Source organism: Herminiimonas sp., from assembly GCF_030655415.1.
This window is the reverse complement of the sequence record NZ_JAURVN010000004.1, coordinates 173391-190825: the sequence shown is the minus strand read 5'-3', so window position 1 is coordinate 190825 and position 17435 is coordinate 173391. Positions and strand designations below refer to the sequence as shown.

13 protein-coding genes and 1 pseudogene are annotated in these 17435 nt (G+C 50.7%); 7 read left to right on the top strand and 7 right to left on the bottom strand.

Going from position 1 to position 17435, the window contains the following annotated elements:
• Positions 1-32 precede the first annotated feature (32 nt).
• A complete protein-coding gene (locus tag Q7T66_RS03545; protein WP_304931920.1) occupies positions 33-824 on the top strand; it encodes a fumarylacetoacetate hydrolase family protein in 792 nt (263 codons plus the stop codon).
• 432 nt (positions 825-1256) lie between these two features.
• On the opposite strand, the gene Q7T66_RS03540 is transcribed toward Q7T66_RS03545, so the two are convergent.
• Genes Q7T66_RS03540 through wrbA form a run of 4 tightly spaced genes read right to left on the bottom strand, consistent with a single transcriptional unit; the run spans position 1257 to position 4181 of the window.
• Positions 1257-1700, bottom strand: coding sequence for a hypothetical protein (locus tag Q7T66_RS03540; protein ID WP_304931919.1), 444 nt, complete (start codon positions 1698-1700; stop codon positions 1257-1259).
• 53 nt (positions 1701-1753) lie between these two features.
• A complete protein-coding gene (locus Q7T66_RS03535; RefSeq protein ID WP_304931918.1) occupies positions 1754-3184 on the bottom strand; it encodes an FAD-binding oxidoreductase in 1431 nt (476 codons plus the stop codon).
• Positions 3181-3573, bottom strand: coding sequence for a DUF2069 domain-containing protein (locus Q7T66_RS03530; protein WP_304931917.1), 393 nt, complete (start codon positions 3571-3573; stop codon positions 3181-3183). The genes Q7T66_RS03535 and Q7T66_RS03530 overlap by 4 nt, the downstream gene beginning before the upstream one ends.
• Positions 3573-4181, bottom strand: a complete 609-nt coding sequence (gene wrbA / locus Q7T66_RS03525) for an NAD(P)H:quinone oxidoreductase (RefSeq protein ID WP_304931916.1) — start codon at positions 4179-4181, stop codon at positions 3573-3575. Before wrbA ends, Q7T66_RS03530 begins: the two co-directional genes overlap by 1 nt.
• 121 nt (positions 4182-4302) lie before the next feature.
• On the opposite strand from wrbA, the gene Q7T66_RS03520 reads away from it, so the two are divergent.
• Positions 4303-5601, top strand: a complete 1299-nt coding sequence (locus Q7T66_RS03520) for a YihY family inner membrane protein (protein ID WP_304931915.1) — start codon at positions 4303-4305, stop codon at positions 5599-5601.
• On the opposite strand, the gene Q7T66_RS03515 is transcribed toward Q7T66_RS03520, so the two are convergent.
• Positions 5586-5903 (bottom strand): DUF962 domain-containing protein, encoded by a 318-nt coding sequence (locus Q7T66_RS03515; protein WP_304931914.1) that lies wholly within the window; start codon positions 5901-5903, stop codon positions 5586-5588. The two genes, Q7T66_RS03520 and Q7T66_RS03515, sit on opposite strands and share 16 nt — an antisense overlap.
• A 254-nt stretch (positions 5904-6157) precedes the next feature.
• Between Q7T66_RS03515 and Q7T66_RS03510 the strand changes: the two genes are divergently transcribed.
• Both Q7T66_RS03510 and Q7T66_RS03505 read left to right on the top strand, forming a co-directional pair.
• On the top strand, positions 6158-6613 hold the full coding sequence (locus Q7T66_RS03510) for a CBS domain-containing protein (protein ID WP_304931913.1): 456 nt from the start codon (positions 6158-6160) through the stop codon (positions 6611-6613).
• 163 nt (positions 6614-6776) lie between these two features.
• Positions 6777-8081, top strand: a pseudogene (locus tag Q7T66_RS03505) (MFS transporter); the annotation flags it as partial.
• 39 nt (positions 8082-8120) lie between these two features.
• Here Q7T66_RS03505 and Q7T66_RS03500 read toward each other — a convergent pair.
• Together Q7T66_RS03500 and Q7T66_RS03495 are read right to left on the bottom strand one after the other, a co-directional pair.
• Positions 8121-11366, bottom strand: coding sequence for a PAS domain S-box protein (locus Q7T66_RS03500; protein WP_304931912.1), 3246 nt, complete (start codon positions 11364-11366; stop codon positions 8121-8123).
• 114 nt (positions 11367-11480) lie between these two features.
• Positions 11481-13724: a bifunctional diguanylate cyclase/phosphodiesterase gene (locus Q7T66_RS03495; RefSeq protein WP_304931911.1), complete on the bottom strand. Its 2244-nt coding sequence runs from the start codon at positions 13722-13724 to the stop codon at positions 11481-11483.
• A gap of 143 nt (positions 13725-13867) precedes the next feature.
• Between Q7T66_RS03495 and aroC the strand changes: the two genes are divergently transcribed.
• The 3 genes from aroC to leuC all read left to right on the top strand — a co-directional run bounded on the left by aroC (position 13868) and on the right by leuC (position 17425).
• On the top strand, positions 13868-14968 hold the full coding sequence (aroC, locus tag Q7T66_RS03490; protein WP_304931910.1) for a chorismate synthase: 1101 nt from the start codon (positions 13868-13870) through the stop codon (positions 14966-14968).
• Between the two features lie 52 nt (positions 14969-15020).
• The gene (locus Q7T66_RS03485; protein WP_304931909.1) at positions 15021-15848 is read left to right on the top strand and encodes a M48 family metallopeptidase; all 828 of its coding nucleotides are present in this window, start codon (positions 15021-15023) and stop codon (positions 15846-15848) included.
• Positions 15849-16024: 176 nt separating this feature from the next.
• The gene (gene leuC / locus Q7T66_RS03480) at positions 16025-17425 is read left to right on the top strand and encodes a 3-isopropylmalate dehydratase large subunit (protein WP_304931907.1); all 1401 of its coding nucleotides are present in this window, start codon (positions 16025-16027) and stop codon (positions 17423-17425) included.
• Positions 17426-17435 lie beyond the last annotated feature (10 nt).

Here is a 17435-nt window from a genome sequence, read left to right as displayed (position 1 = left end):
TTCCATGACTAATTAAAATACAAGGAGACAACATGACTGACATTAGTAGACGCGGAATGCTTCAAGCTGCTGGTTTGTTAACGATGGGTGCGGTGACTGGTTGTGCATCGTCGCGCAGTGGCGGGAGCGAACCAGCCATTTTCTCCATAGCACAACCATCGATTCCTATCGTGGGAACTACTGATCGGTTTCCGGTACGCCGCATTTATTGCATAGGCCGTAATTACGCGGCGCATGCACGTGAAATGGGTTCGGACCCAACGCGTGAACCACCATTCTTTTTCCAAAAGCCTAGCGATTCTATTCAATATGTTCCGCCAGGAAAAACTGTCGATCATCCTTATCCAACCCTGACGAAAAATTATCACTACGAGATCGAACTCGTCGCGGCAATCAACAAGGGCGGAAAAAACATTCCTGTCGAAACTGCGTTGCAGCATGTCTATGGTTATGCAGTTGGTCTGGATATGACGCGTCGTGATTTGCAGGCCGCGATGAAGAAGGAAGAAAAGCCTTGGGAAATCGGCAAGAGCTTCGATATGTCCGCTCCTATTGGACCAATACATCCGGTTGCCAGCATCGGCAATTTCACTGAAGGCAAAATCTGGTTGAAGGTAAATGGTCAGGTCAAGCAAACTTCGGATTTGAAAAACATGATCTGGTCTGTTGCAGAACAAATCAGCAATCTGTCGAAAGCGTTTGAGTTGTTCCCTGGCGATATCATTTATTCGGGTACGCCAGAAAATGTTGGGCCAGTGGTGCGTGGCGATGTGATGGAAGGGTATATTGAAAAACTGCCTAGCATTACGCTGAAAGTCGTTTAATTATTTTAGTAAAAAACTGAGTAAAAATTTACTAAGTGATTACTGAAATAAAAATAGCCGGGATTAATTCCCGGCTATTTTTTTGTACTACGCTCGGACAGCCTTGATGTCGTATGACATGCTGTTATTTACGAGTTGAGAGTTGCCAGGTAATGGAAGAAATGCACTGGAGAACCCAATTCAGCATGCGGTTTGCGCAAGCTGATGCGCTAGGCAAACCGCAGTGATAAAGCGATCAATGGTGACTTGTGTTCGCTATGTTTATTTGGTGCTGGTATGTTTCCCGACCGCCAGCGCCGGTAGTAGCAACCCTTTTGTATGGTGCTAAATGCGGCTCTTTTTGAGAGCACGGGCGTATCGTAACAAGGTCATGTGACAGGAGTTTGACATGAATCAAATTTCTGTCAGGTTTGCTTCAAGTAAGTTTTTTGTTCAAGCGTTGCCGCAAGAAAGCTGATGTTTCTCTGTTGTGCGCCTGGCTTTTTGTTTAGCTCGTTCGCTGCTTTTGGTTGGCGCACTGTTTGCATCTTCCTTAGCCCACTGCACACGTTGCGCTGACTCGGCACATTTTTTCTTTTTCGCTTCAGCTGTCTTGTAACGCTTCGCTTGCTGACGCGCTTCTTGTATTTCTTCCTTTTCACGTCTTTGTTGCAGGCGCTGCAGTTCCTTCTTGTCTTGCTGTAATTGCTTTTGCGCTGCGTTGTTCTCCGTTGCGTTCGCTGGGTCTACGACAGCAAGCTCTTTCATGCTGCCGCTTTTGCCGCCATGGCAGGGCGTATCGCTATAAATGATTTTGTCGCCGGATTCGCATTTATAAATCGCGAAGGCAGGTGCGGAGAAAAAGATCATTGCAAGAAGCAGCAGCTTGGATGGCATGGCAATCCCGTGTTTGGTTGAACGACGAAGTGCTTCTACAACTGAAAATAATCTTAGATAACTTTGCCCGGATTCATGATGTTGAGTGGGTCGAGTGCATGTTTGATCGTCCGCATCAGATTCATTTCTATCTCTGATTTATAACGCAAAATTTCTTCACGTTTCAACGCGCCTATTCCGTGTTCGGCAGAAATCGAACCGCCAAAGCTATGCACGCTATCGTGCACGATGAAATTGATCGCGGCTTGCTGTGATAAAAAACTGTCTTCAGTTTCGTCTTCAGGATGGGCAATGTTGTAATGCAGATTGCCATCGCCTAAATGTCCGAAGGTCACCATGCGCGCGCCGGGAAATGTCTTTTGCACTAGCTGTTCAGTAGCGCGAATGAAATTGCCAATCGCAGAGATCGGCAGCGATACATCGTGCTTGATATTTTTTCCTTCAGCGGCTTGTGCCAGTGGAATATGTTCGCGCACATTCCATAATGCTTTTGATTGAGCAATCGAGGTAGCAACAATCGCGTCCTGCACAATATCTTGTTGTAACGCTTCGCTAACCAGATTTTCCAGCAGAGTGTTTGCATGCTCATCTGATTCGCTATCGGATAATTCAAGCAAAACATATTGCTGATGTATGTCTTTGAACGACACGTGCATCTGAGGAAAATGTTTGCCGACTAGCGCCAGGCAGAATCCCGACATCAACTCAAAGCCTGTTAGCGCTGCATTACATTTGCTTTGCGCCAGGACAAAAAGACGCAAGGCATCGTCAACATTGCGCAAGGCGAGTAGTGCGGTACGCGTCGCCTTTGGTTGCGGGAATAGTTTGATGACGGCAGCGGTGATGATGCCCAGTGTGCCTTCTGCGCCTATGTACAGATCGCGCAAATCGTAGCCGGTATTGTCCTTGCGCAAACCACGCAAACCATTCCAGATTTCGCCTTGTGGCGTGACAACTTCCAGGCCTAAACATAATTCGCGCGCATTACCGTAACGCAGAACGGCAGTGCCGCCGGCGTTGGATGAAAGGTTGCCGCCTATGGTGCAACTTCCTTCAGAAGCGAGAGAAAGCGGGAAGAGTCGTTCTGCGTTTTCAGCTGCTAGCTGAATATTTTGCAGGATGCAGCCGGACTCGACGGTCATCGTATTGTTGACCGGATCGACAGCGCGGATTTCGTTCAGACGCGTAAGCGACAAGACGATCGCGCTGCCGCTGTTATCCGGCACGCTGCCGAGCACCAGGCCTGTGTTGCCACCTTGCGGCACCACAGGTACTTTGAACTTATTGCAGAGCCGAATAATCGCGGCAACTTCTTCCGTTGATCCAGGTTTGACTACGGCGCAAGCGGTGCCGGTAAAACGGCGGCGCCAGTCTGTCACATAAGCTGCATTCTGTTCTGCATCTATCGATACATATTGCGCACCGATGGCGCTGCGGCATGCATCTAAAAACGAATCTAAAACATTATCTAGCGCCGCTGTCATTCGGCTGCCTTTTTCAAGGCTTGTTTGGTGAGTGCTTTCGCAGCTTTTTTATAAGGACGCAAATACGCAATGACGCAAATGAAGAAGGCCAGAACCAGCGCAACTTCTATCCAGCCTAATGTTGCGGACAATCCGACATCACTCATGCCGCGTACAATGCCTTCCGCAAAATAAAGCAGGATCAGCATCGATGACCATTGCATCGTGTAGAGATCGCGTTTGAGTATGCCGCGCAGAGGAATCAATAATGGGATTACCTTGAGCACCAGCCATGAACCATTCGGCCGTATCGGCGCGAGCACCATTTCCCATGCAATGCATAGAACGATGAGGGCGATCAGGCTGACGACTGCGCCGCGATGAATGATTGTTTGGCTGCGAGTTTGCATCAGGTATTTTGCAGCTTGAGCGCAGTTTGCGCGAGGCGCTGACCGAGAGCAATTGCCAGCGCACGCGTATCAGCTGAGATTGGCTGATTACCTGTGACACCAGACCAGTGCGATGCGCCATAAGGTGTGCCGCCAGTGTTAGTGGTCATCAACTCAGCTTGTGTGTACGGGATGCCGAGCAGCAGCATGCCGTGATGCAGCAAGGGCAGCATCATCGACAACAGAGTTGATTCTTGTCCGCCGTGCAGACTGCCGGTCGATGTGAATACGCACGCTGGTTTGCCGACCAAGGTGCCGGACAGCCATTGCGATGAGGTGCCGTCCAAAAAGTATTTCATAGCCGCGGCCATATTGCCGAAGCGGGTAGGGGAACCTAGTGCGAGCGCGACGCATTCTTGCAAGTCGCTCAACTCAACATAGGGTGCGCCTTCCAGCGGCACCTCGGGTTCAGTCGCTTCGGTCACGGTAGAGATCGCAGGCACAGTGCGCAAACGCGCTTCGCAGCCAGCAACGCTGTCTATACCTTGACCGATTAATTCGGCCAATTTGCGCGTCGAGCCATGGCGCGAATAATACAAAACGAGAATAGGGAGCGGGGATGAGTTCATGCTTGGTATTATAGGATGCTTTATAAGCATCTAAATGTTTGATCTAAGCCCTCTGCTCGAAATCTGGCACAGGCCTTTTCAGATCATCAATAGAAATACCTGAATGACAAATAAGTACTGCATGAAGCTACAACAATTTCCTCTTTTCCGCGATTTATCCTGGCCGCAAATGCGGCATCTTTTCCGTTTTGCAGCGCGCCGTCTGGATGAAGAAAGACTGCCGCAGGTTGCCGGCAGCCTGACATTTACGACGGTGCTGGCGCTGGTGCCTATCTTGACGATTGCGCTGGCGATTTTTACGACCTTCCCCTTATTCAATACCTTCCGCGCTTCGCTGGAAGCGTATTTCGTGCGCAATCTGATGCCGCAAGGGATCGCCAATACCATCCTTGGTTACCTAACGCAGTTCTCCAGCAAGGCGACGCGTTTGTCTGCAGTGGGTGCAGTTGCCCTGATCGTGACAGCGGTGATGATGATGTTGATGATCGATCGCGTCTTCAATCAAATCTGGCGCGTGAAAACGACGCGGCCGATTACGCAACGGATATTGGTGTATTGGGCCATCGTGACCCTGGGACCTTTGCTGATAGGCGCGTCTATTACGCTGACGTCTTATGTATTCACTGCGACCAATGGCGTGGTCAGAAACAGCATTCCATTTTCTGGCGGTGTGTTGTATTCAACGATCTCAATACTGCTGACGACGGTGGCATTCACTTTGTTGTATATCGTGGTGCCAAATCGGCTGGTTGAATGGCGTGATGCACTGTGCGGTGGTTTGCTGGCGGCGATTGCATTTGAAGTGGTCAAGCGCTTGTTTGCGGTATTTGTCGTTCAGGTACCGACGTATACCGTGGTGTACGGCGCGGTAGCGGCTTTCCCAATTTTTCTGGTGTGGATTTATCTCGGTTGGCTGATTACCTTGGGCGGAGCGGTGGTGACTGCGGCCTTGCCTATCGTGAAATATGAACGCTGGTGGCATGTACCGCAACCAGGCAGTGCTTTCGTTGATGCGATGGCGCTGCTGGCCGTTTTATATGAAGCCAGAACGAACGCCAATTCAGCCGTCGTCGATACCAAACTGTTGCGTGATAAAACGCGTCTGGGCTTTGACGAATCCGAAGCCTTGCTTGAAAAAATGCTCGATGCCAACTGGGTAGGGCACATCAAGACCGAAGGCCCCAAGCGTATGCAATGGGGAAAACGGATTACCGATGGCCTAGATCGCTGGGTATTACTGGCTAATCCGCAGCAACTTACTTTGGCAGATGTGTATCGCGTATTTGTATTTGATGTCGCAAGCGATAGCCAACTCGCGCAGCACGTCGAAGCTGCGGTCGAGCAGGGCCTGAATGTGTCCTTGGCCGAACACTTCAGCCATCAGGCCTTACAGGTACAGGTCGATCAAAACGAGATCTGACCTGTCAGCATCTGCCAGTACATCAGCCATGCGCCTAAGAAGGAATAAACAGGTTGTTTGAAAGAACGCGGCCGGTTTTTCTCGAACTGAAAATGACCCATCCACGCAAAACCATAAAACGATGCGATGGCTGCGAATAGCCACCCAACATTGCCGCTAAGCGCCAGCAAGGTCAGGCAAATGATGGAAAGCGTTGATCCAAAGAAATGTAATTGGCGGGATGTGCGATCTGTATGGTCGGTCAGATAGCTGGTGTAGAACTCGGAAAACGATTGCTGTGTCTTTTGTGAGATCACATTCATGATGGCCTCCTCCGGTTGCAACATCTTCAGATTAGGCCTCGTTTGCGCAGTATGCAAGCGCTATAGCCATGTTAAATAAACGTTTCTGAATTTTTAACGCACATGTGCTGTCATACAGGGGCTGCCCATGACGCACGCGCTTTATGGCGTTAAATTCGCGTTGAAATCCAGATGAGGGAATGGTGGATTTTTCGTGGCGCATGGGCTACATTGCAATTGTACGTAGTACAACCATAACGATGGGAGACTAGTCCATGAAAGTATCCGAAATACTCAAGGTAAAAGGAAACATTCTCTTCACTGTGACGCCAGACAGCCCCATGCTGGATGCCGTCAATGCTATGGCCGAAAAAGATATCGGTTCGCTGGTCGTGATGGAGGGCGGTAATCTGATCGGCATGCTGACCTTCCGTGAAGTCATGTCGACCATCCACGCACAAGGTGGCGCAGTAGGTAGCGGCAGCGTGCGGCAACACATGGATAAACACGCGATCACGATTTCATGCGATACCGAAATCAATGATGTACGTCGCATGATGCTTGAAAAACATGCGCGTTATGTCCCGGTGCTGGATGGCAAAGTACTGGTAGGCGTGATCTCTTTTTATGACGTCGCGAAAGCGGTGCTGGAAGCGCAAAGCTTCGAGAATAAAATGTTGAAATCGTATATCCAGAGCACGCCTGCAATGGCTGGTGAAGAAGACAATTAAGACTGTATTAATTTAAAAAGCCGTTCGCGCATCTGATTGATGCCCGAGCGGCTTTTTTATTTGGTCCTCGGACATCGCGTAATATGCGGCTGAAGCGTTGAGAACGGTCGCGCTATTGAATGTCAGGCCATTCATCTATTCACATTTCCACGATGTCATCTTCATGAAAAAACCAAGTCAGTTTTCGCTACTCACGCAAGGTCGTTTTGCACCGTTTTTCTGGACTCAATTTTTTGGCGCATTCAATGACAATGTATTCAAGACGGCCTTGTTGACGATACTGACTTTTGAAGCGATTAACTGGACCACGATGGATGCCGGATTTTTGAATAACCTGATTCCAGGTTTGTTCATACTTCCATTCGTATTGTTTTCCGCGATTGCGGGACAGCTTGCCGACAAGTTCGAAAAATCCGGGCTGGTGCGTTACATCAAGTTGCTGGAAATTGGCATCATGCTGGTCGCCGCCGTAGGTTGGTTTACGCAAGATTTATGGTTGTTGATTGCGGCCGTGGCGGGCATGGGTTTGCATTCGGCTTTATTCGGCCCGGTCAAATACGCGTACTTGCCGCAAAAGCTGGCACCGGAAGAACTGGTCGGCGGTAACGGCGTGGTCGAGATGGGAACCTTCGTCGGTATTTTGCTGGGCGAAGTATTGGGTGCGGTTTTGGTGCTGCAAAAACCGTGGGGTATAGAACTGGTTGCGGGCGGCACGATTGCGATCGCGGTTGCTGGCTGGCTGACGAGTCGTGCGATTCCACATTCACCAGCGCCTGCGCCTGATTTGAAAATCAACTGGAATCTGGCGACAGAAACAGTGCGCAATATCCGTTACTCAAAACAAAATCGCACAGTATTTTTGGCGATGCTGGCCAACTCATGGTTCTGGTTTTATGGCGCGATCATGCTGGCGCAATTCCCGCTGTATGCGAAGCAGTATCTGCACGGCGATCACAGTATCTTCGTTTTGTTATTGACGATTTTTTCGCTAGGAATAGGCGTTGGTTCTTTGCTGTGCGAACGACTGTCCGGCCATAAAGTGGAAATCGGTTTGGTGCCGCTGGGAGCGATTGGTTTGACAGTATTCGGCGTCGATCTTTTTCTTGCGAGCGGTGCTTACAGCAACACGAATCTGGTGGATTTCGCCAGCTTCGTACATCAGCCTGGCAGCATCCGCATTCTGTTTGATTGTCTGATGATAGGCGGCTTCGGCGGCTTGTATATTGTGCCGCTGTTTGCGTTGATTCAAACGCGCTGCGATCCCACGCATATGTCGCGCACGATTGCTGGCATGAATATCCTGAACGCCGTGTTCATGGTGGTTGCTGCGTTGCTGGCGATGATGTTGTTGAATGCAGGCTTGAGCATTCCGCAATTGTTTTTGGTGACAGCAATTTTGAATGCGCTGTTCACCGCATCGATTTTTGTTGCTGTGCCTGAGTTCTTAGTGCGCTTCCGCGCATGGTTACGCTTCTAACTGGATTTGTATTTTCTCGGCAAAGAACAATCACGACAAAGGATGGAGTGCGTCGTCATCGTTATTGCGTTGTGGTGCGACCAGCGGCAAGGTCAAGGTAAACGTGGTGCCTGTGCCGACTGCGCTTTGCACACGGACACGGCCGCCGAGTATGCCGCTGACAATGTTGTGCGTGATATTCAAGCCTAAACCAGAGCCGCCTTCGCCCAGCTTGGTTGTAAAAAACGGATCAAAAATCCGCGTCAAATTACTGGCTGGAATGCCGACGCCATCATCCTTGACTGTAATTTCTACCCAGCCCTCAGCACTACTGCGTGCGCCCACGACAACCGTGCCCTGAGTTCGGCCTTCAAAGCCATGTAACAGCGCGTTGTTGACCAAATTGGTTAGAACCTGACCGAGCGGTCCGGGATAACTATCAAAGCTCAGGTCGTTCGGAATACTTTGTTCGACAGTAAAAGGCGTTTTGCGTATGACCGGCCACAAGGTCAATAAAATTTCACTGGTGATTTCTTCCAGAGAGAATGTCCGTCTTTGAGAACTGGTTTGATCGATGGCGACTTGCTTGAAGCTGTTCACCAGATCCGCCGCGCGATGCAGGTTGCGCACCAGAATATCGCTGGCCTTGTCGACATCGTTAAAGTAACTTTCCAGACTGGAGCGCTTGATGCCTTGGTTGCCGCGATAGTGATCGAGTAATTTTGTGGTTTGGTCGCTAAGTGTGCTCGCCACCATCAGGCTGTTGCCGATAGGTGTGTTCAGCTCATGCGAAATCCCCGCCACCAGCGCACCGAGTGCTGCCAGCTTCTCGCTATGCACCAATTCTTCATGCGCCATATTCAACGCTTCAAGCGTGGTTTCCAGTTCCTGATTGGCTTGCTGTAGTTCTTCGGTACGTTCAACCACACGGTCTTCCAGCGTTGCATTGAATTCCAGAATCTCGGTTTCGATCAAGCGTTTTTCGGTGATGTCTTGGCACGCCAGAATGCCGAATTGTTCTCCTTCCAGCAAAAATACATGACCGGAAAATTGAATCAAAATCTTGGTGCCATCGCCGCGATACATCCAGACTTCGTTCAGGTGAGGCAGGCCACTGTTTGTTTTTAATTCATTCAGTAGCGCATTGCGGTCATCCGGATTGCAGTACATCTGCAGGCTCAGGGTATTTTGTCCAACCACGGATTCGCGTGAGCGCTGGAATAATTGTTCGAAGGCGCTGTTGACGTCTTTGATGACGTTGTCGTTACAGATTTGCGTGACAAACATCGCGACTGGCGTCGAATGGAAAATCGTTGCGAAACGTTGTTCGCTCAGACGTAATTCTTCTTCTGCACGTTTGCGTTCCAGCTCGGCCGATGCGCGTTCGCTGAATACCTGCAGCAATGAGCGTATCAAATCGTGGTTACGCAAAGGCATGGAGTGCATTACCGCCAACACGCCTATGACGTTGCCATTCGCATCGTGCAATGCGGCTCCGGCATAACTATCCCAATTTTGCCCCAGTAGTATTTTATGTTTCGGAAATAGTGTTTGTACGTCGCTTGCGAAGACGCAGATTTGTCCATCCAGTGTGCGTTCGCAAGGTGCGCCGGACAGTGCGTACTCAAAGTTGTCTACGAGACGTCCTTGCAAATGGGCTGCAAGTGCACGCATGCGCTTGGGTTCTCCGGGGACTAACAAGCTGATGAAGGCGCAGTCGGTGCGCAGCGCGGATGCCAGATCATTGACCAGCAATTCAAAGAAAGTTTCGCCAGCAATATCACGCGTTCCTTGCGCGAGGCGTAGCAGTGCGTGATCTGCTTCTGCCTTTTGCTCTTCGAGTAAACGTTGATTCGTGACATCGCGAATAACCGCCATCACGTAGACCTCGGTATCGACGGAAAACAGCGTGGCATTGATCAGGCAATTACGGATCTCGCCAGCGCGATTACGCATGCTCCAAGAGAAATCCTGCACGGTCTTTTCGCTTTCCAATTGGCGCAGCAACTCTACGCGCTCTTCTGGATAGGCCCAGATGCGCAATTGCATTGCGCTTTTACCCAGCCACTCATCACGCTTAAAACCGAGGATGGTTTCAAATGCAGGATTGACTTCGATAAACGCACCGTCGGAAAGACGGGCAATGGAAACTGAATCCGGATTGCAGCGGAAGGCGCCGGCAAACTTTGCTTCGGATAAACGTTGTACTTCGGCCGCGTGGCGTTTTTCTGTAATGTCTTCGGCCATTGACAAGAGCCGCCCGGCATTGCCGTCATCGTCGTCTATGGTCGAGTAGCGCCATTCACACGTGATGATGCGGCCATCGGAAGTCAGGTTCTCTTGTATCGATTGTATGTCCGCCGGATTGGATCTGGACTGCAGCACGATGTCTTCAATCAGATGGCGTTTGTCGAGCGGCGCCAGAAAGCGGATATGTCGTCCGAGCGCGAGATCTCGGCGATAGCCGAATATTCGTTCAGCGGCTGAATTCCATTCGACAACTTGCAGTTTTTTGTCCCACTCGATGATGGCAATCGGGCTTTGTTCCACCAATACGCGGAAACGCGCTTCGCGTTCGTGCAGCTCCAGTTGAATGCGTTCTTGCGGATTGATTTCATTACTATTTTTATTGTCGCCAAAAATTTCTCGCAGGCGTTTGCGTATGGTTTCTAGTTGCTGAGATAGCAAACCGATTTCATCGTGACGTTTGGTTTCGATTGCATGATCCAACTGGCCGACTGATAGCTGTTGCGTGTCCGTATTCAAGCGTAGTAATGGACGTATCAAGCGACGTTCGAAAAAGAGCAGGATCAACAGAATCGATAAAGCGATTTGGAATGTCAGTGACCACAACTGTTGCAACAGATTGTCGGTCATGATTTTCTGCAGGCGTGCACCGCCAACCTCTAGTTTGAGCGAGCCGGCAACCTGGCCACGATAATAAATATTGGCTTCTGTGGTAGCTATATAGCCGCCAGGGCGCTTGCGTCGTTGGTTGCTGACAAACACCGTGCGTTTGTTGTCGCGGACTTCAATGCGGACGATATCGTCATTGCGCCACATCGCAGCATCGGCCAACGCGGAAGCTTCATCGTATTTGAGATTCCATACGGCTTCGCTCATGACATCGGCCAAGGCCAGGGCGTTTTCTTCGGCGAGTTTGACTGTGCTTTTATTGACTTCGGTATCGTAGGTTTTGAACCAGCTATAACCATTAATAGCAATGGCTGGCACGAGCAAGCCGAAGGCGACCGCGAGCACGATAGAACGTCGCAGAGTAAGTACGCTTTTTTTCATGTCGTCCGTTTAGAGGCAGAGACTATGCGATAAGAAAACGTTGTTACTAATGTTGTTGGTATTTGTAGTGCGAAGTCAAAATTTAAAGCTACAGATTAAAACGGCATATTTTTATTAGTTCTTTTTATGCGTACGTAACCAGTCGTGCAGCACATCCGAGTTCAATGGTTTTGCAAATAAATAGCCTTGACCATAAGGGCATCCGAGTTCGGTCAGAATTTTTGCTTGCCGTTCGTCTTCAACGCCTTCTGCGATGACATCCAGTTCAAGATTGCGGCCTAACTGAATGATCATTTCCGCGATGCTGCTACCACGGGAAGAGTCGGTAATTTCGGTAACGAAGGCTCTGTCGATTTTGAGGCGATCGACGTTCAATTTTTGCAAATGGCTGAGTGATGAGAAGCCTGTGCCGAAATCATCAATCGCGATGCTGACGCCGGTTTCTGTAATTTGATCGAGCAATTTAATCAGCGCATCCGGCTCTTCCATCGCCATCGATTCGGTGATTTCAAGTTCGATGCAGTGTGGCGGAGCGTTGGTGTCTTCCAGTGCCTTGCGCAACATGCTGAGGAAGTGCGGATGACGGAATTGAACTTGCGACACATTGACCGACATCATGAAGTCCGTGAAGCCCAGCCGTTGAATACGCACCAGCTCTTGGCAAGCTTGACGTAATACCCATTCGCCAAGCTCAATGATCAGGCCGGAATATTCTGCGATCGGGATAAAGCGATTTGGTGAAATCATCGTTTTATCTTCAGCCTGCCAGCGCAGCAATGCTTCCGCGCCAACCGGTGCGCGCGTGACCATATCGATCTGCGGTTGATAGACGACGAACAAGCGTCTTTCCTCAAACGCCGCACGCAGTGCATGCATCATGTTCACGCGTTCGCGTATATCTATACCCATGCTGCGTGAGAAATAAAGATAGCCGGTGCGCTGCTGCAGCTTGGCGCGTTTCAATGCAATATGTGCATTTTTCAAGGCTTCGACGCCGCGGCCATCGTGCTCTGAAAGGCGTACCAATCCTACCGTTGCGGAGAGCTGTACGTCCTGGCCATCAATACTGAACGGTCGTTCAAATTGCGCCAATACTGCGGCTGGATTTACTTGTATGTCATCGCCCAATACACCAAAGGTATCGCCACCGACGCGCGCTACCACCAGCCTGTCGCCTAACCGCGATTGCAGGCGCGATGCCACGGATAGCAACAAGAGATCGCCGAATTGATGGCCTAGCGTATCGTTGGTTTCGGCAAAGTGATCGATGTCGATCAGCGCCAATGTGGTTGGCTTATCTGTGGTTGATGCCAGATTGTCGTCAATGATTTCTTTGAGGCGGGTGCGATTCGGTAGTTTAGTCAGCGAATCGTAGAAAGCGGAATTGTGCAGACTTGTGACCAGCATGATGTTGGCGAGGCCAACTGAAATATTGCTGCAAAAAACTTCCAGTAATCGCAGGTCAATTTCGTTCAGCGGTCTATCGGTGCGGAAAAAGGCAGCAAAATCGTTGGAGGCGTTGCCACTAAAGTGCAGGGCGGTAAATTCACGACCATAAACATTGCGGCGTTCGCTTAGTGCGCGACGCAAGGTGCAGCCGATTTGCTCATCTTCAAATGAAGATACCGGATGATTCAGCAGATTCTGATATTTGCCTGTGGCGGCAACCACGAATAATTCGGTTTCCTGATTTTGCAGCGTTTCGCGCACGCAAAAAATGCCACTAGGCGGCACATCCAGCAGGCGGGCGATTTGTTGCAGAACGCCAGTTGTAAATTCTTCCAGAGTTTGCAATGCCATCAATTCGGTACTTGCGCGCAGGATCATATCCAGACCGCGGCTGCTTGAATTGATCGTGCAGATTTGTTCGTAAGAGCGAATCGCGGCTGTGACTACCGTATACAACTTGATACGGGTCAGCTCGGATTTGGTCTTGTAATCATTGATGTCGAATTGCTGGATCGCGTCGATTTCCGGTGCATAGCCCGGCTGGCCGGTGCGCAGGATGATGCGCACTTCAGCTCTATGCAAAACATCGCGGATGTAATGCACCAGTTGCAGGCCTTCATCCTGCTGTTCCATGACAACGTCCAGCAAAATAACCGCAACGTCGGGTTCGTTCGCCAGAATGTCACGCGCTTGCTGCGCAGAGTAGGCGTGCAGGAATGATAGCGGTCGATTTTGTATTTCAACGTTACTGAGGGCAAAGGTTGTTGCTGAATGGACGTCTGCATCATCGTCGATGATCATGACCTGCCAAACGTCCTTGCTAGCACTCAGGGTATTGTTCTCGGATAGCATTACAGCTTCATCCAGAAATACAAGGTCATCCTCGCTATGGCTGACCGACTTGCTCATGTTGCCTTCTCCGGGATTTGATTGTTCTGGTTTGGAGATCGTATATTGCACATCGATTTAACATTCGGCAATGATTTTTCTTGAAGTATTTGTTTTCTATGCACTGGTAGAATGATGCTTTATTCAATTGATCATTCATCATCATGTCCGGCAATACATTTGGCACACTCTTTACAGTCACCACTTTTGGTGAATCCCATGGCCCCGCAATCGGTTGCGTAATCGATGGTTGTCCACCTGGCATGGTGTTGTCAGAAGCCGACATTCAATTCGATTTGGACCGCCGCAAGCCGGGCACCTCGCGTCATGTTACTCAGCGTCAAGAATCCGATACGGTCGAAATCCTGTCCGGCGTGTTCGAAGGCAAGACCACCGGCACGCCGATCGCATTGCTGATTCGCAACGAAGATCAGCGCAGCAAGGATTACGGTAACATTACCGAAACCTTCCGTCCTGGTCATGCTGATTACACGTATTGGCACAAATACGGCATCCGCGATCCGCGTGGTGGCGGTCGCTCCTCCGCTCGTCTGACCGCGCCAGTCGTCGGTGCGGCAGCGATTGCGAAAAAGTGGTTGCTGGAACAATACGGCACCACCTTCAAAGGTTGCATGAGCCAGTTGGGCGAGATTGAAATTCCGTTCGAAGATTGGTCGCACGTTCCTGAAAATCCATTCTTCTCTGCCAACGCCACGATACTTCCGCAACTGGAATCGTATATGGATGACTTGCGCAAGAACGGCGATTCTTGCGGTGCGCGCATCAATGTCGTTGCCGAGAACGTGCCGATTGGATTAGGCGAACCGATTTACGACAAGCTGGATGCGGAAATTGCTTACGCATTGATGGGTATCAATGCGGTCAAAGGCGTAGAGATAGGTGCTGGCTTTAAATCAGTCTCGCAAAAAGGTACGGAGCATGGCGATGAGTTAACGCCTGACGGTTTCGCCAGCAATAACGCGGGCGGCGTACTGGGTGGCATTTCAACCGGGCAAAATATCACTGCATCGATTGCGATTAAACCAACATCCAGTATTCGCACCGCGCGTCATTCAATCGATAAAGCCGGTAATCCGATCATGGTCGAAACCTTGGGTCGTCACGACCCTTGCGTCGGCATTCGCGCTACGCCGATTGCCGAAGCCATGCTGGCATTGGTGCTGATGGATCATGCCTTGCGTCATCGCGCGCAATGTGGCGACGTCAAAGTGAGCACGCCACAGATTCCCGCTAGTGCGGGCTGAGTATTAGCCACAGTAGCCGCAGTATTTTTCTGATTTGCTATAAGGAGCTCGAGTGAAACTCGTTAAATCGCATTCTATTCGCGCGTCTACTATTCTGGTTTTCTCGGTGCTGACTTTGTCCGCCTGCGAAACCGTACAAACCACACAAGGCGGAACGGTTGGCGTTGATCGCTCGCAGAGAATGTCAGTGTCGGCGCAGCAGCTGGATCAAACCGCATCCAAGCAATACGGTGAATTGATCGCGGAAGAAAAGAAGAAAAACAATCTCAATCGTGACGCTGCGCAAGTTGCTCGCGTGCGGGCGATTTCGAATCGTCTGATTGCGCAAACACCAGCCTTCCGTCCGGATGCAAAAACATGGCAGTGGGAAGTCAACGTCCTGACTTCGGCTGAAGTCAACGCGTGGTGTATGCCAGGCGGGAAGATTGCTGTTTATAGCGGCTTGATCGAAAAGCTCAAAGTAACTGACGACGAGCTGGCCGCAGTCATCGGCCATGAAATTTCGCACGCCTTGCGCGAACATGCACGTGAACGTGCGTCTGAGCAAATGGTTGCGGGTAGCTTGATTTCTATCGGCTCTGCGTTGTTGGGCGTCGGCAGTCTGGGCCAGCAAGGTGCTGAATACGCGTATATGGGTGTAATTGGCTTGCCGAATTCGCGCGAGCACGAAAGAGAAGCGGATCGTATCGGCGTGGAATTGGCGGCGCGTGCCGGTTATGACCCACGCGCAGCAATCACGCTATGGCAAAAAATGGGGCAGGTCGGCGGCAGCGCGCCACCGACATTTCTGTCTACCCATCCATCCAGTTCGGATCGCAGCGCTGACTTGACGGTTTACGCGCAACGCGTGATGCCACTTTATCTACAAGCCAAAAAATAGAGTCGTAAATAGACTGCAGCAGCAGGGCATTGCTTTAAAGGTAAACACCCTCATGTTGTAAGTGCGGCACGCTTTCCTGCGTGCCTGCAGCCGTTTCCTGCAATGGAGACGCGCTAAATATGGCATAATCTAAGGCTGATTATTTAGTCACCATTGACTTACTTTTGCACACGAATATGGCTCAAACGCTCTACGATAAACTCTGGCAATCTCACGTTGTCGAAACCGGCGACGATGGCACAACCGTGCTCTACATTGATCGTCATCTGTTACATGAAGTCACCAGCCCTCAGGCTTTCGAAGGCTTGAAACTGGCTGGTCGTCGCCCATGGCGCGTCTCTGCCAATCTTATGGTGGCCGATCACAATGTGCCGACCACAGACCGCTCGCAAGGCATCGCAGATCCAACATCGCGCCTGCAAGTGGAAACGCTGGACGGCAATGCCCACGAATACGGTTTGACCTATTTCAGCATGCGCGACAAACGTCAAGGCATCGTGCACGTAATCGGACCTGAGCAGGGCGCAACCTTGCCTGGCATGACGGTGGTATGCGGTGATTCCCATACGTCTACGCATGGCGCGTTTGGTGCATTGGCACATGGCATCGGTACTTCCGAAGTTGAGCACGTACTCGCGACCCAAACCTTGTTGGCGCAAAAATCCAAAGCGATGTTGGTACAGGTCGACGGCGCATTACCAGCCGGCGTGACTGCCAAAGACATCGTATTGGCCATCATCGGAAAAATCGGCACCGCTGGCGGTACCGGTTACGCGATCGAATTTGCCGGCTCGACGATACGTTCGCTGTCGATGGAAGGTCGTATGACCATCTGCAATATGGCGATCGAAGCCGGCGCACGCGCCGGTATGGTTGGCGTCGATGAAACTACAATTAACTACGTTAAAGGTCGCCCATTTTCACCAGTCGGCCCACATTGGGACCGCGCGGTTGAATACTGGCGCACCTTGCATTCGGACGTCGGCGCCAAATTTGATTTGGTTGTGACTTTGAATGCCGCTGAGATCAAACCGCAAGTCAGTTGGGGCACGTCGCCTGAGATGGTGGTGTCGGTTGATGGTCGCGTACCTGATCCGGATAAAGAAAAAGATCCAACCAAACGTGACGGTATGGAAAAAGCGCTGGTCTACATGGGCTTGAAACCGAATACGCCGATTACCGATATTCGTATCGACAAAGTGTTCATCGGTTCGTGCACCAACTCACGGATTGAAGATTTGCGCGCGGCCGCGGCTGTAGTACGCGGCAAGCATCGTGCATCGAACGTGAAATTGGCGATGGTTGTGCCAGGTTCCGGCTTGGTCAAAGAGCAGGCCGAGCGCGAAGGCCTCGACAAGATTTTCAAAGCCGCTGGTTTTGAATGGCGTGAGCCAGGTTGCTCTATGTGTTTGGCGATGAACGCCGATCGCTTGGAGCCAGGTGAGCGTTGCGCGTCGACTTCGAATCGTAACTTCGAAGGACGTCAGGGTGCAGGCGGTCGTACGCATTTGGTCAGCCCTGCGATGGCTGCCGCTGCCGGTATTGAAGGCCATTTTGTTGATGTACGTTCGCTGTAAATAAAATTCA